Source organism: Streptomyces sp. NPDC007164 (assembly GCF_040634135.1).
GTDB lineage: Bacteria > Actinomycetota > Actinomycetes > Streptomycetales > Streptomycetaceae > Streptomyces > Streptomyces sanglieri.
The window spans coordinates 1-13889 of the sequence record NZ_JBEYFB010000038.1; the positions used below are offsets into that span (position 1 = coordinate 1).

14 protein-coding genes are annotated in these 13889 nt (G+C 72.7%); 2 read left to right on the forward strand and 12 right to left on the reverse strand.

Annotation, left to right across the window (positions count from 1 at the left end; all coding sequences use genetic code 11):
* Positions 1-307 precede the first annotated feature (307 nt).
* Complete coding sequence (locus ABZ622_RS32125; RefSeq protein ID WP_360549228.1) at positions 308-1297, reverse strand: helix-turn-helix domain-containing protein; 990 nt, start codon at positions 1295-1297, stop codon at positions 308-310.
* Positions 1298-1377: 80 nt separating this feature from the next.
* Between ABZ622_RS32125 and ABZ622_RS32130 the strand changes: the two genes are divergently transcribed.
* Positions 1378-1962 carry a cysteine hydrolase family protein gene (locus tag ABZ622_RS32130; protein ID WP_360549340.1) on the forward strand — a complete coding sequence of 195 codons (585 nt, stop codon included), beginning with the start codon at positions 1378-1380 and terminating at the stop codon, positions 1960-1962.
* Between the two features lies 1 nt (position 1963).
* Here the strand turns inward: ABZ622_RS32130 and proC are convergent, their stop codons facing one another.
* From proC to ABZ622_RS32165, 7 genes are all read right to left on the reverse strand, one after another.
* Positions 1964-2773: a pyrroline-5-carboxylate reductase gene (gene proC / locus ABZ622_RS32135; protein WP_360549230.1), complete on the reverse strand. Its 810-nt coding sequence runs from the start codon at positions 2771-2773 to the stop codon at positions 1964-1966.
* Between the two features lie 75 nt (positions 2774-2848).
* The gene (locus tag ABZ622_RS32140) at positions 2849-3667 is read right to left on the reverse strand and encodes an ABC transporter permease (RefSeq protein ID WP_360549232.1); all 819 of its coding nucleotides are present in this window, start codon (positions 3665-3667) and stop codon (positions 2849-2851) included.
* Entirely contained in the window at positions 3664-3798 is a 135-nt protein-coding gene (locus ABZ622_RS32145) for a hypothetical protein (RefSeq protein ID WP_360549234.1), read from the reverse strand. The genes ABZ622_RS32140 and ABZ622_RS32145 overlap by 4 nt, the downstream gene beginning before the upstream one ends.
* Positions 3795-4562 (reverse strand): ABC transporter ATP-binding protein, encoded by a 768-nt coding sequence (locus tag ABZ622_RS32150; protein ID WP_360549236.1) that lies wholly within the window; start codon positions 4560-4562, stop codon positions 3795-3797. Before ABZ622_RS32150 ends, ABZ622_RS32145 begins: the two co-directional genes overlap by 4 nt.
* 32 nt (positions 4563-4594) lie before the next feature.
* Entirely contained in the window at positions 4595-5572 is a 978-nt protein-coding gene (locus ABZ622_RS32155; protein ID WP_360549238.1) for a methyltransferase domain-containing protein, read from the reverse strand.
* A 376-nt stretch (positions 5573-5948) separates the two neighbouring features.
* Positions 5949-6470: a hypothetical protein gene (locus ABZ622_RS32160; protein WP_360549240.1), complete on the reverse strand. Its 522-nt coding sequence runs from the start codon at positions 6468-6470 to the stop codon at positions 5949-5951.
* Positions 6471-6548: 78 nt separating this feature from the next.
* The gene (locus ABZ622_RS32165; protein WP_360549242.1) at positions 6549-6896 is read right to left on the reverse strand and encodes an SH3 domain-containing protein; all 348 of its coding nucleotides are present in this window, start codon (positions 6894-6896) and stop codon (positions 6549-6551) included.
* Between the two features lie 123 nt (positions 6897-7019).
* Here ABZ622_RS32165 and ABZ622_RS32170 point away from each other — a divergent pair, with 123 nt between their 5' ends.
* A complete protein-coding gene (locus ABZ622_RS32170; protein ID WP_360549244.1) occupies positions 7020-9248 on the forward strand; it encodes a serine/threonine-protein kinase in 2229 nt (742 codons plus the stop codon).
* A 40-nt stretch (positions 9249-9288) separates the two neighbouring features.
* Here the strand turns inward: ABZ622_RS32170 and ilvD are convergent, their stop codons facing one another.
* From ilvD to ABZ622_RS32190, 4 genes are all read right to left on the reverse strand, one after another.
* Positions 9289-11139, reverse strand: a complete 1851-nt coding sequence (gene ilvD, locus ABZ622_RS32175) for a dihydroxy-acid dehydratase (RefSeq protein ID WP_360549246.1) — start codon at positions 11137-11139, stop codon at positions 9289-9291.
* 124 nt (positions 11140-11263) lie between these two features.
* Positions 11264-11944 carry a TetR family transcriptional regulator gene (locus ABZ622_RS32180; protein ID WP_360549248.1) on the reverse strand — a complete coding sequence of 227 codons (681 nt, stop codon included), beginning with the start codon at positions 11942-11944 and terminating at the stop codon, positions 11264-11266.
* A complete protein-coding gene (locus ABZ622_RS32185; protein WP_360549250.1) occupies positions 11941-12768 on the reverse strand; it encodes a sugar phosphate isomerase/epimerase in 828 nt (275 codons plus the stop codon). Before ABZ622_RS32185 ends, ABZ622_RS32180 begins: the two co-directional genes overlap by 4 nt.
* A gap of 159 nt (positions 12769-12927) precedes the next feature.
* Positions 12928-13881, reverse strand: a complete 954-nt coding sequence (locus ABZ622_RS32190) for a Ppx/GppA phosphatase family protein (RefSeq protein ID WP_360549252.1) — start codon at positions 13879-13881, stop codon at positions 12928-12930.
* Between the last annotated feature and the right edge of the window lie 8 nt (positions 13882-13889).

Here is a 13889-nt window from a genome sequence, read left to right on the forward strand (position 1 = left end):
TTTCCCTTTCCGGCGAGTCCGACTCTATCAGATCCTTTCGGGCCTGATTCCCAGTCAGCGGGGTTTGCCTTCCCGGCTGTTGGGCCGTTCCGACGAGTGAGACTTTAGCGGAATCCTGGGCCCCGACGCTAATCGGGGTCGCGTTCCTTCGAACGCGGATTCCTCATTCCGCAAATGCGCACAGAAAGTCCGGCGGCAGATGCCGCTGGTCAGTTGTGGTTACTGCGGATTGGCTGTCCGGGGACCGACCGGGGTCGGCGCTCACGTCGGACAACTCGGAGCACACTACGGATGCGGGACTGGCGTGTCAACCCCGGTCGGGGTCCGATTGACGGTGGAAGGCCAGGCGGTAGTCGCGGGGGCTGGTGGACAGGTGGGTGGCGAAGTGCTGGCGCATGGTGATCTCGCTGCCGAAGCCGGTACGGCGGGCGACCTCCGGCAGAGGGAGGTCGGTGCGTTCGAGGAGCTTCTGAGCTGCGGCGATGCGTTGGGTGATCAGCCAGCGGAGCGGGGTCGTGCCGGTGGTGGCCTGGAAGTGGCGGGCGAAGGAGCGGGGGGACATTCCGGCGCGGGCGGCGAGCGCGGCGACCGTGTGCGGTTCGGCCAGATGGGCCAGGGCGAAGGCGCGTACCGCGGCGAGGGTGTCGGCGTCGCGATCGGCGCGGGGGGTGGGGTGCTCGATGAACTGGGCCTGGGTGCCGGTGCGGAATGGAGCCGTGACCATCGAACGGGCGATCGTGGCCGCGGTCTCGGCCCCGTGCATCGTGCGCACGAGGTGGAGGCAGAGGTCGATGCCGGCCGCGGTGCCCGCCGACGTCCAGATATTGCCGTCGTGCAGGAAGAGGGCGTCCTGGGTCACCTTCACATGGGGGTGGGTGGCGCGGAGGTCGTCGGTGAGGCGCCAGTGGGTGATTGCCCGGCGGCCGTCCAGGAGGCCGGCCTGGGCGAGCGTGAAGGCACCTGCGCACAGGGAGGCGATCGGGGTGCCCCGGGTGTGGGCTCGGCGGAGGGCCGCCAGGACCGGGGCGGGGGCCGGGGTCAGGTGGTCGTCGAGGCCGGGGACGACGACGAGGTCGGCGTGGGCGAGCCAGGTGAGGGTGCGGTCCGGGGTGAGGGAGAGGCCGCCGCGCAGCGCTATGGGGGTGGGTTCGGCGGCGGTGCGGCACAGCTCGAAGGGCGGGACGCCTCGGTCGGTGCGGTCGACGCCCCAGACCTCCGTGATGACCGAGACGTCGAAGGCGCGTACGCCGGGGAGGGCGACGAGCGCGATGCGGGTGGGATCCGGGGTGGTCGCCATCGTGGCAGTAAAGCATCGGTCGATGGCTTCTTGCCCTCTGGGGCGTGGCTCCGCCGGGCGGCAGGATCGTTCGCATGGAGATGGAGATCGCAGAGAACGCGGCGCTGATCGTGGTGGACGTGCAGGAAGGCTTCGGGGAGGAGGCGTACTGGGGGGCGCGGAACAATCCGGAGGCGGATCGGAACATCGCGGGGCTGATCGATGCCTGGCAGTCGAGCGGGCGGCCGGTGGTGTTCGTACGGCACGACTCGACCAAGCCGGATTCGCCGTTGCGGGTGGGGCAGCCGGGGAACGACTTCAAGGGGTACGTGGAGGAGCGGCGCGGGAAGGGCGGTGGGTCCGGGCTGTTGCTGACGAAGTGCGTGAACTCCGCCTTCTACGGGACGCCCGACCTCAAGGAGTGGCTGGACCGGAGCGGGATCCGGCAGCTCGTGGTGGTCGGGATCCAGACCAATATGTGCGTCGAGACGACGGCGCGGATGGGCGGGAACCTGGGGTACGAGGTGTTCGTCCCGCTGGATGCGACGTACACCTTCGACCTGGCCGGGCCGTGGGGGTGGACGCTGGGCGCGGACGAGCTGGCGCGGGCCACCGCCGTGTCGTTGCACGGCGGTGGATTCGCGAAGGTGGTCACCAGCGCGGAGCTGATCGCTGCCGCGGGGTAGGTCAGCCGTTGCCGGAGGCGAGTTCGCGGCTGCGGTCGCGGGCGGCTTCGAGGGCTGCGATGAGGGCGGCCCGTACGCCGTGGTTCTCCAGCTCGCGGATGGCGCTGATGGTGGTGCCGGCCGGGCTGGTGACGGCTTCGCGCAGCTTGACGGGGTGTTCGCCGCTGTCGCGGAGCATCACGGCGGCGCCGATGGCGGCCTGGACGATCAGCTCGTGGGCCTGGGCGCGGGGCAGGCCGAGCAGGATGCCCGCGTCGGTCATGGCCTCGACGAGGAAGTAGAAGTACGCGGGGCCCGATCCGGACAGGGCGGTCGCCGCGTCCTGCTGGGACTCGGGGACGCGGAGGGTCTTGCCGACGCCCTTGAAGATCGCCTCGGCGGCGGCGAGGTGGCCGGTGGTGGCGTGGCTGCCGGCCGAGATGACGGACATGCCCTCGTCGACGAGGACGGGGGTGTTCGGCATGACGCGTACGACCGGGGTGCTCGCGGCGAGGCGGTCCTCGATGAAGGCGGTCGTGATGCCCGCGGCCGCGCTGATGACCAGTCGGTCGGGGGTGATGTGCCCGGCGAGCTCGTCCAGGAGCCGGCCCATGTCCTGCGGCTTGACCGCGAGGATGAGGATGTCGGCGCGCCCGGCGGCCTCGGCGTTGGTGACGGAGTCGACGCCGTAGCGGTTGTGGAGTTCCTCGGCGCGCTCGGAGCGGCGGGTGGTGACCAGCAGGTTCGCCGGGCGCCAGCCCGCCCGGATCATGCCGCTGAGCAGTGCCTCGCCGATCTTGCCGGTGCCGAGGACTGCGACTGTCTGGGTCATGTGGTTCACCCTCCGGGCTGTGCTGACGGTTCTCGGTGCTCGGTGCTCGTGTCCGCCATCCTCGCACCGGCCGTGTCAGGCGGTGCGGCGGCGGAGGGTGGCGGCACCGAGGGCGAGTACGAGGACGGCGCAGCCCGCCACGATCAGTACGTCGCGGACGAAGTCGCCGGTGATGTCGGTGTGGCCGAGGACCTCGTTCATGCCGTCGACGGCGTACGACATGGGCAGCACGTTCGAGATCGCTTCGAGGGCGGGGGCCATCCGGTCGCGGGCGATGAACAGTCCGCAGAGCAGGAGCTGCGGGAAGATCACCGCGGGCATGAACTGGACGGCCTGGAACTCGGACGCGGCGAAGGCGGAGACGAACAGGCCCAGTGCCGTGCCGAGCAGCGCGTCGAGCAGGGCGACCAGGAGCAGCAGCCACGGGGAGCCGATGACGTCCAGGCCCAGTGCCCAGACCGAGACCGCGGTGGCCAGGAGGGACTGGACGATCGCCACGGCGCCGAACGCGAGGGCGTAGCCGGCGATCAGGTCGCCCTTGCCGAGCGGCATCGCGAGGAGGCGTTCGAGGGTGCCCGAGGTGCGTTCGCGCAGGGTGGCGATCGAGGTCACCAGGAACATCGTGATCAGCGGGAAGATGCCGAGCAGTGAGGCGCCGATGGCGTCGAAGGTGCGGGGGGTGCCGTCGAACACGTACCGGAGCAGCGTGATCAGGACGACCGGGACCAGGAGCAGCAGGGCGACGGTGCGGGCGTCGTGGCTGAGCTGGCGCAGGACCCGGGCGGCGGTGGCGAGGGTGCGGGCCGGGCTCAGGAGCGGGGTGCCGGTCGCCGGGGGCGGGGTCGGGGTGGGGGCGGGTGCCGGGGTGGGTGCCGGGGTCGGGGGCGTGCTCATCGGGTGGGCTCCTGACGGGCGGCGGTGGCGAGGGTGCGGGCCGGGCTCAGGAGCGGGGTGCCGGTCGCCGGGGGCGGGGTCGGGGTGGGTGCGGGTGCCGGGGTGGGTGCCGGGGTCGGGGGCGTGCTCATCGGGTGGGCTCCTGACGGGTGGCGGCCTGGTCGACCAGGTGGAGGAAGGCCTCTTCGACGGTGGCCGCGCGGGCGGCGGTGCGCAGTGCGTCGGGGGTGCCGTCGGCGAGGATCTCGCCCTCGCGCATGAGGAGCAGGCGGTGGCAGCGCTCGGCCTCGTCCATGACATGGGAGGAGACGAGGAGCGTGGTGCCGTGCTCGGCGGCGAGGCGGTGGAAGAGGTTCCACAGGTCACGGCGGAGCACCGGGTCCAGGCCCACGGTGGGTTCGTCGAGGACCAGGAGTTCCGGGGTGCCGAGCAGGGCCACGGCGAGGGAGGCGCGGGCGAGCTGACCGCCGGAGAGGGTGCCGGCGAGGGCGTCGGTGTGGCCGGTCAGGTCGACCTCGGTGATGGCGCGGGTGACGGCGGCGCGGCGGGCGTCGCGCTGTCGGCGGCCGGGCCGGAGGATCGCCGCGAAGTAGTCGAGGTTCTGCCGGACCGTCAGGTCGGTGTAGACGGACGGGTCCTGGGTGACGTACCCGATGCGTGGACGGAGCGTGGGGTGACCCGCGGGGCTGCCGAGCACGTCGAGGGCACCGGTGGCCTTGGCCTGGGTGCCCACGACGGCCCGCATCAGGGTCGATTTCCCGCAACCGGAGGGGCCTAGGAGGCCGGTGATCCTGCCGGGTTCGACGGTGAAGTCGATGCCGCGCAGGACCGTGCGGTCGCCTCGTACGACCGTGAGGCCGTGGGCCTCGATGGCGGCACCCGGATTATTCATCATGTGATGAATAATCATCCCGGGGTGCCTGCCCGTCAAGGGGTGGGCAGCGGCGGCGCGGCGGGGCTGACGGCCACGCTCAGGTCGACCGCGTAGCTCTCCTCGACCGTGCCGTCCGGGAAGAGTTCCGCGAGCCGGGCCCGCTCCTCGGCGAGGAAGCGTTGCGTGGGTTCCGCACCGAGGACGAGGAAGGCGGAGTGGCTGCCGAGGTTGGCGAGGTGGGTGTCGAGGGGCACCCGGCGGGTCCAGGGCAGCCGGCGGTGCGTGAAGTCGAGCCCGGACGGGAGGTCGCGGGAGCGGACGGGCGACCCGTGGGCGGAGTCACCGGCGCCGAAGAAGCGGCGGAGGCGGGCGTCCTGCTCGGCGATCCAGGGGACGGAGTGGTCGGAGACGTTCCACCAGAGGGCGAGGGCGCCGCCGGGGCGAAGGACCCGTAGCGCCTCGGCGGTGGCGAGGGTCCGGTCCGTCCAGTGCCAGGACTGGGCGTACGTGATCAGGTCGGCGGATGCGGTGGCGAGGGGGAGGCGGTTGCCGTCGCCGCGTACGACGGGCAGTGCGGGGTGCGAGCGGTGGAGCTCCTGCGCCATGCCTGCACCCGGTTCCACGGCGGTGACCAGGGCGCCGCGCTCGTGGAGGAGCCGGGTGGAGATGCCCGTGCCGGCGCCTACGTCGATGGTGCGGGCGCCGCGCAGGGGGTGGTGGGCCAGTTCCTCGACCGCGTCGAAGAGCGCGGGCGGGTAGCCGGGGCGGGCTGCGGCGTACTGGGCTGCCGCGCGGTCGAAGGAGAGCGCGCGGGGCGGCTCCGGGGCGGCGGGGGCGAGCGAGGAGGCGGGGGCCAGGGCGGGGGCCGAGGCGGGGGCCGGGGCCGGGACGGGGGTGGGGGCCGAGGCGGGGACCGGGGCCGGGACGGGGGCGGGGGCCGAGGCGGGGACCGGGGCCGGGACGGGGGCGGGGGCCGAGGCGGGGACCGGGGCCGGGACGGGGGTGGGCAGGTGGGAGTCATCGGGAACCATGGGTTCATCGTGACTCGCGGCGGGGGTGTGCGCCGGTGCTTTCGCCGGGCGAGCGCGGGCGCCGGGCGGGGAGCGAGGCGGGCGCCAGGCTGGCGAAGGCGGGGCGCGTACCAGCACGGGGCAGGGCGAGCCAGGGCACGGGGCGAGCGCGGGGAGCGCACCGGCGCGACGCGAGCGGGGAACGGACGCGGGCTCGCGTGCGAGGTGCGAGGTGCGAGGTGCGGAGCGCGAGACGCGACGCGGTCGCGGAGTGCGAGACGCGGTCACGGGGCGCGGTCGCGGGGCGCGGAGCGCGAGACGTGAGACGTGAGACGCGATCGCGGGCTCGCGCGTGAACGCGGGGCGCGGTCGGGTGGGGCGAACCGCCCCGGGCGCGCTACTTGCGCTTGGGACGCTTGCCCTTGGTGGTCTTTCGGGCTGCCGGGTTTCCGGTGCGGGACGAGCGGCGCTTCTCGTAGCGGGCCAGGGCCGTCTCGTACTCCGTGCGATGCAGCTGCTCGCCCGGCGCCTCCCGGAACGTACGGAGGAAGTACGCGATCAGCGAGCCGACGAAGCCGATCGTCTTGAGACCGCGCAGATTGGCCTCGCGCGCCGGGTCGGCGGGGCGGCGGCTGAACCCTTCCCAGGTCTTGCGGAAGGCGATGGCGCTGCAGATGGCGAACATCAGCACCACCAGGACGCCGACGAAGCTGCCGACGTCGGCGATCTGGAGTCCCTGGTAGGCGAACCGGAGCACGAAACAGGCGACGATCGCGGCGGCCAGCGAGCCGGCCGCCGCCCCGGCACGTCGCAGCCCGTAGCCCCCGCTGTGGTCGACCCAGGTCGTACCGAAGAAGCGCAGGGGCTCGGGCTGCGGGCCGGGCGTGCCGGAGCCGGGTGCTTCGCTGTTCTCGCTCACGAAGTCGATTATCCCCGGGCGGTCGCGGGCCCGGACGCGCCGGTCACCGTTCCGGTCGCGATCCCGACGCCGTTGCGGTCAGTCGCAGCGCGGTGCGATGTAGCCGTCGCTGCCCGTGTGGACGTAGGCGTCCGCCACGAACTGGCCGTTGGCGATGTTGTCCCAGACGTTCGAGGTGCCGTACGGGCCGGTGACCCGCTCCCCCGGCTTCTGGCAGTAGACCGGAACCTTCATTCCGTACGGGAGGGTCCTGACGATCCCGTACTTGGTGCCCGGTCCGGTGCGGACGTTGACGCGGTAGCCGGGCGCGATCGGGTACCGGGTGACGTCGTCGGAACCGGCGAGCGCCGCCACGTCCTCGGAGACGTCGGTCGCGGCGTCGGTCGTGACATCGGTCGCGATGTCGGTGTGCTCGTCCATGGCCATGAGGCCCTCCCCCGTTGAGAGACGGTGTGTACGACGCGCAGGCTACAAGCCCCATCCGGATCGCACGCACCATCGACTAGGCTCCGTGCGTCGCGCTTGCGGACGAACACACGGGGGTGGGCGATGCCGCCGCTGCGAGGTACCGGAGCCAATCCGGAAGCGGAGCATCCGGAGTACGCCGGGCAGTACCGTCTTGAGGCACGTCTCGGCGCGGGCGGCATGGGAGTCGTGCACCTGGCGCGCTCCGCCTCCGGGCTGCAACTCGCCGTCAAGGTGGTGCACCAGCAGTACGCGGCGAACCCGGAGTTCAGGGCACGTTTCCGGCAGGAGGTCGGGGCGGCCCGGCGGGTCAGCGGCGCCTTCACCGCACCGGTCGTCGACGCCGACCCGGATGCCGCACGGCCGTGGATGGCCACCCTGTACGTACCCGGCCCCACCCTCGCCGACCAGGTGAAGCGGAACGGGCCGATGTCCCCGGCCCAACTGCGCAGGCTGACGGCGGGGCTCGCCGAGGCGCTGCGGGACATCCACCGGGCCGGTGTCATCCACCGCGACCTCAAGCCGAGCAACGTGCTGCTGTCCGACTCCGGGCCCAAGGTCATCGACTTCGGGATCTCCCGGCCGTACGACAGCGATCTGCGCACCGAGACCGGCAAGCTGATCGGCTCGCCGCCGTACATGGCGCCCGAGCAGTTCCAGCGGCCGCGCGAGGTCGGGCCCGCCGCCGATGTGTTCGCCCTGGGGGCGGTGCTCGTCCACGCGGCGACCGGCCGGGGCCCCTTCGACTCGGACAGCCCGTACATCGTGGCCTACCAGGTGGTGCACGACGAGGCCGATCTGGCGGGGGTGCCGGCGGACCTGGCTCCGCTGATCGGGCAGTGCCTGACCAAGGACCCCGCCGGGCGGCCCACCCCGGACGAGATCATGACGACGCTGCGGCCGCCCTCGTACGAGGCCGCCGCGTTCATACCGTCGCAGCGGCGGCCGGCCGCCACCGGGGCGGGAACCGATGCCGGAGTCGCGGTGGCCCTCGTCCCGGAGGCCGGGGCGCGCGCCGGCGCTGAAGCGGACACCCATGTGGGCGGGGCGGCGACGCGGGACGGGAAGGCGGCCGCGGTCGGCGGCGGCAACAAACGGCGGTGGCTGGCGGCCACCGCGGCGCTGCTGGTCATGGGGGCCGGCGGGGTGTGGGCCGTCGGTGCCGGGACCGGCTCCGACGGACCGGGCGGCTCCGGCGGTCAGGGTGGGTCGAAGGGCTCGGCGGAGGAGTTCGCGCCGTGGCGCACCGCGCTGCGGACCACCGGCAGATCGACGCCGGTCTGCTCCCCGGAAGGCGGCTCCGGAGCGGAGACGGGCGGCCCGCCCGCAGCGCTGTACTGCGCGACCGGCGGCATCGGTGTCTCCCGGCTGGACCCGGCGGGCGGCCGGGTGCTGTGGTCCCGTCGCGCCGAGGCGGACGCTCCGGCGGTCGGCGTGGTGTCGGTCTCCGGCGGTCTGGTGCACACGGCGGTGCCGGGCGGGAAGCTCCGGGCGTACGACCCCGCCAAGGGCGAGCAGGTCTGGGACGCGGATCTCTCCCCGTATCTGGGCACCCCCTTCGGCGCGGGTGACACGCTGCTGCTGGTGGCCGAGGACGGCACGACCGAGGCGCTGGACTCCGCGACCGGGGTGTCCCTCTGGCGCCACGCGCTCGCCGGGCACCAGCGCCCGGACTACGCGCTGTACGACGCGGGCACCGGGCTGGCCTACGCCTTCGAGCACTCGGCGTACGGGTCCTCCACGCTGGTCACGGCCGTCGACGCCACGACGGGGCACACGGCCTGGCAGCGGCGGCTGGACGGGATGCTGACCCCGGTGGGGGCCTCGGACGGCGCACTCGTCCTGACGTCCATGAACGGGGACGCCCAGACCGTCGGGCTGGTCCGCTACGACCCGGCGCGGGGACGGGCCGTACGGACGGCGCTGCCGTTCCGGATGAACGAGCCGGAGGTCGTGATGGGCGGGGACACCGCCTATCTGCTGGCACACGGCGGGACGCTGGTCGCCGTGGACACCCGCCCGGCCGGCGGCGAGGCGGTCCGCTGGCAGCTGGAGACCGCCGCCGGGCGGACGTCCGCGCCGGTACTCGCCGCCGGGAACCGGCTGTACTTCTCGGCGGCCGACGGGCGGCTACTGGCCGTGGACACCGGGCACGGAAAGCTGCTGGGCCAGACGGCACCCCGGCTGCGCAACGGGAGGCTCACGTACTCCTCGGCGCTGCCCGCCCCGGTCGCCGCCGGCCGGACCGTCTTCGGGACCGCGCCCGACGGGTCCGTGTTCGCCGTGGACGGGCAGGACCCCGCCCGCTGGTGAGAGCGGGCGGGGTCCGGTGGTCCGTCGGCCGGCGGGCCGGTCAGCCCAGCCTGGACACGTCGCGCACCGCGCCCCGGTCCGCGCTCGTCGCCATCGCCGCGTACGCGCGCAGCGCCGCCGAGACCTTGCGCTCGCGGTTCTTCGGCGCGTAGACGCCGTTCAGCGCCGCGCGGCGGGTGGCCAGCTCGGTCTCGGGGACGAGGAGCTCGATGGAACGGTTCGGGATGTCGATCCTGATCCGGTCGCCGTCCTCGACCAGCGCGATGGTGCCGCCCGAAGCGGCCTCCGGCGAGGCGTGGCCGATGGACAGGCCCGACGTACCGCCGGAGAAGCGGCCGTCGGTGATCAGCGCGCAGGTTTTGCCGAGGCCGCGGCCCTTGAGGAAGGAGGTGGGGTAGAGCATCTCCTGCATGCCGGGGCCGCCGCGCGGGCCCTCGTAACGGATGACGACGACGTCGCCGTGCGTGATCTCCTTGCGGAGGATCTTGTCGACGGCGTCCTCCTGGGACTCGCAGACGACCGCCGGGCCCTCGAAGGTCCAGATCGACTCGTCGACGCCCGCCGTCTTCACGACGCAGCCGTCCACGGCGATGTTCCCCTTGAGGACGGCGAGGCCGCCGTCCTTGGAGTACGCGTGCGCCACGTCGCGGATGCAGCCGCCGGCCGCGTCCAGGTCGAGGGTGTCCCAGCGCTCCGACTGCGAGAACGCGGTCGCGGAACGGACACAGCCCGGGGCCGCGTGCCACAGCTCGACGGCCTCGGGGGACGGCGAGCCGCCGCGGATGTCCCAGTTCTTGAGCCACTCGGCGAGCGTGTCGGAGTGCACCGAGTGCACGTCCTCGTTCAGCAGACCGCCGCGGTGGAGCTCACCGAGGAGGGCGGGGATGCCGCCGGCCCGGTGGACGTCCTCCATGTAGTACGTACCGCCGGGGGCCACGTTGGGGGCGACCTTGGAGAGGCACGGGACCCGGCGGGAGACCTCGTTGATGTCATCGAGGTTGTACGCCAGCTCGGCCTCCTCGGCCGCGGCCAGCAGGTGCAGGATCGTGTTGGTCGAGCCGCCCATGGCGATGTCCAGCGCCATCGCGTTGTCGAACGCGGCGCGGGTGCCGATGGCGCGGGGCAGGACCGTCTCGTCGTCCTGCTCGTAGTAGCGCTTGGTGATCTCGACGACCGTGCGGCCGGCGTCCTCGTACAGCGCCTTGCGGGCGGTGTGCGTGGCGAGGACGGAGCCGTTGCCGGGGAGGGAGAGGCCGAGGACCTCGGTCAGGCAGTTCATCGAGTTGGCGGTGAACATGCCGGAACAGCTGCCGCAGGTGGGGCAGGCGTTCTCCTCGATACGGAGGATGTCCTCGTCCGAGATGCTCTCGTCGACGGCGTCGCTGATCGCGTTGACCAGGTCGAGCTTGCGGACCGTGCCGTCGACCAGGGTGGCCTTGCCGGCCTCCATCGGGCCGCCGGAGACGAAGACCGTCGGGATGTTGAGGCGCATCGCCGCCATCAGCATGCCGGGGGTGATCTTGTCGCAGTTGGAGATGCAGATCAGCGCGTCCGCGCAGTGCGCCTCGACCATGTACTCGACGGAGTCGGCGATCAGGTCGCGGGAGGGGAGGCTGTAGAGCATCCCGCCGTGGCCCATCGCGATGCCGTCGTCGACGGCGATGGTGTTGAACTCGCGCGGAACGGCGCCCGCGGCCTTGATGGCGTCGGAGACGATCCGGCCGACCGGGGCCAGGTGGGTGTGGCCGGGGACGAACTCGGTGAAGGAGTTGGCGACCGCGATGATCGGCTTGCCGATGTCCTCGCTCGCTACGCCCGAGGCCCGCATAAGGGCGCGGGCGCCCGCCATGTTGCGGCCGTGGGTGACAGTGCGGGACCTCAGCTGGGGCATCGTCTCTCGCTCCTTCGACGTTAAAGACTGTCTCCGAGCGTACGCCTCCGGCTCCAAGATCTGGACACAGTGTCCGAAATGCGGGATGAAATGCTCGGTGAGTGGTCGGGGCGACCGTGCGGGCTCAGGACTCCGTCAGGTAGCGCTGGAGCGTCGGGGCGACCATCTCGATGATCTTCTCGGGGTCCGCCGAGGCGAGCGGTTCCGCCCGGATCACATAGCGGAGCATCGCGATCCCGACCATGTGCGAAGCCGCCAGCTCCGCGCGGAAGGTGGCGTCCGGTACGTCGAGCGCCTCCGCGACGCGCTCCAGGAGCCGGCGCAGCACGAAGCCCCGGAGGACCTTCGCCGCCGCCTCGTGCGTCAGCGCGGATCGCATGATCGCCAGCAGCGGGGCCCTGGACGCCGGGTTCTCCCATACGGCGATGAAGTAGCGGGCCAGCCGCTCCCCCAGGCCGTCCGTGCCGTCGCCGAGGACGTCCGGGATCACCAGGGCCGGCTCGAAGGACAGCTCGATGGCGGCCGCGAAGACCTCGTCCTTCGTACCGAAGTAGTGGTGGACCAGGGCGGAGTCGACGCCCGCCGCCTTGGCGATGCCCCGGACCGACGTCTTGTCGTACCCGCGCTCCGCGAATTCGGTGCGGGCCGCCTCCAGGATGCGGGTGCGCGCGTCGGGGCCGGTGGTGTCGGCGGTACGGGAGGGGCGGCCCCGGCGCTTGGGACTGGAGGGGCTGGAGGGACGGGTGGGGCCGGGGCCGTCCGAGGGACCGGTAGAGCCGGGACCGTCCGGGGGACCGTCCGTCATGGCCGCGGTGCTCGGGTCGGTGACGACGCCAGGTGGAGCCGGGTGAAGGCCAGCGCCTCCGCCAGATCGGCCTCGCGTTCGGCGGTGGACATGGCGCGGCGGGTGTTGACCTCGATGACGACATGGCCGTCGAAGCCGGTGCGGGCCAGGTGCTCCAGGAGTTCGGCACAGGGCTGGTCGCCCCGGCCGGGCACCAGGTGCTCGTCCTTGTTGGAGCCCTTGCCGTCGGCGAGGTGGACATGGGCGAGCCGGTCGCCCATCCGCTCGACCATCGCCATGCCGTCCGTACGGGCCGTCGCGGTGTGCGAGAGGTCGACGGTGAAGTGGCGGTAGTCGTCGTTGGTGACGTCCCAGTCGGGGGCGTACGCGAGCATCTCGCGGTCCCGGTAGCGCCAGGGGTACATGTTCTCCACGGCGAACCGCACATCGGTCTCGTCCGCCATCCGCCAGATCCCGGTGACGAAGTCGCGCGCGTAATTGCGCTGCCAACGGAACGGCGGGTGGACGACCACGGTCGTCGCCCCGAGCTTCTCCGCCGCGGCACGGGCCCGCTGGAGCTTCACCCACGGATCGGTGGACCAGACGCGCTGGGTGATCAGCAGACAGGGCGCGTGGACGGCGAGGATCGGCACCTGGTGGTAGTCGGAGAGCCGCCGCAGTGCCTCGATGTCCTGGCTGACGGGGTCGGTCCACACCATGACCTCGACACCGTCGTAACCGAGGCGCGCGGCGATCTCGAAGGCCGTCGCCGTCGACTCCGGGTAGACGGAAGCCGTCGACAGGGCGACCTTCGCATCCGGGATGCGCACCACTGGTTCTGCCACTGGGACAGCGTACGGGCAGTGGTACGCCCCGCCGAGGGGGTCCGGTCGGAAAGTGAGATGCCCCATGGCGGCGCACGCGGTGGTGCGCGCCGGGGCCCTGCGCCGCAGGCCGCCGTGCCCGGCCCTGCGCCGCGGCCCCCCTCGCCCGGACCGGCGCGTTCAGCCGCCGAACGCGGCCTTCTCCTCCGTCGGCAGATGGTCCAGGCGGCGCAGGATGACGCCCTCGCGCAGCGCCCAGGGGCAGATCTCCAGCTCCTCGACCCCGAACAGATCCATGGCCCCCTCCGCGACCAGCGCCCCGGCGAGCAGCTGCGCGGCCCGGCCCTCGGAGACGCCGGGCAGACCGCCGCGCTGCTCGGTCGTCATCGCCGCCAGCTTCGGCACCCACTCCTCCAGCGACTTGCGGGTGAGGGCGCGCTGCACGTACAGGCCGTCGGTGGAGCGTGCGGCGCCGGCGATCCTGGCGAGCTGCTTGAAGGTCTTGGACGTGGCCACGACATGGTCCGGGCGTCCGAGCCGGGTGAACTCCCCGACGCTGCGGGCGATCCTGGCCCGGACATGGCGGCGCAGCGCCTTCACCTCGGCCGGGTCCGGCGGATCGCCCGGCAGCCATCCGGCGGTGAGCCGGCCGGCCCCGAGCGGCAGCGAGACCGCGGCGTCCGGCTCCTCGTCCATGCCGTAAGCGATCTCCAGCGAACCGCCCCCGATGTCCAGGACCAGCAGCCGCCCCGACGACCAGCCGAACCAGCGGCGCGCGGCGAGGAAGGTGAGCCGGGCCTCCTCCGCGCCGCTGAGGACGGCGAGGTCGACCCCGGTCTCCTCCCGTACCCGGGCCAGCACCTGATCGGCGTTGCTCGCCTCCCGCACCGCGGACGTGGCGAACGGCAGGACGTCCTCGCACCCCTTGTCCTCTGCGGCCTGGAGCGCGTCGGCCACCGTGGCCACCAGCCGGTCCACACCCTCGGGGCCGATCGCCCCGTCCTCGTCGAGCAGCTCGGCCAGGCGCAGCTCCGCCTTGTGCGAGTGCGCGGGCAACGGGCGTGCGCCGGGGTGCGCGTCCACCACCAGCAGATGCACCGTGTTCGAACCCACGTCGAGGACTCCGAGTCTCATGCAGCGAA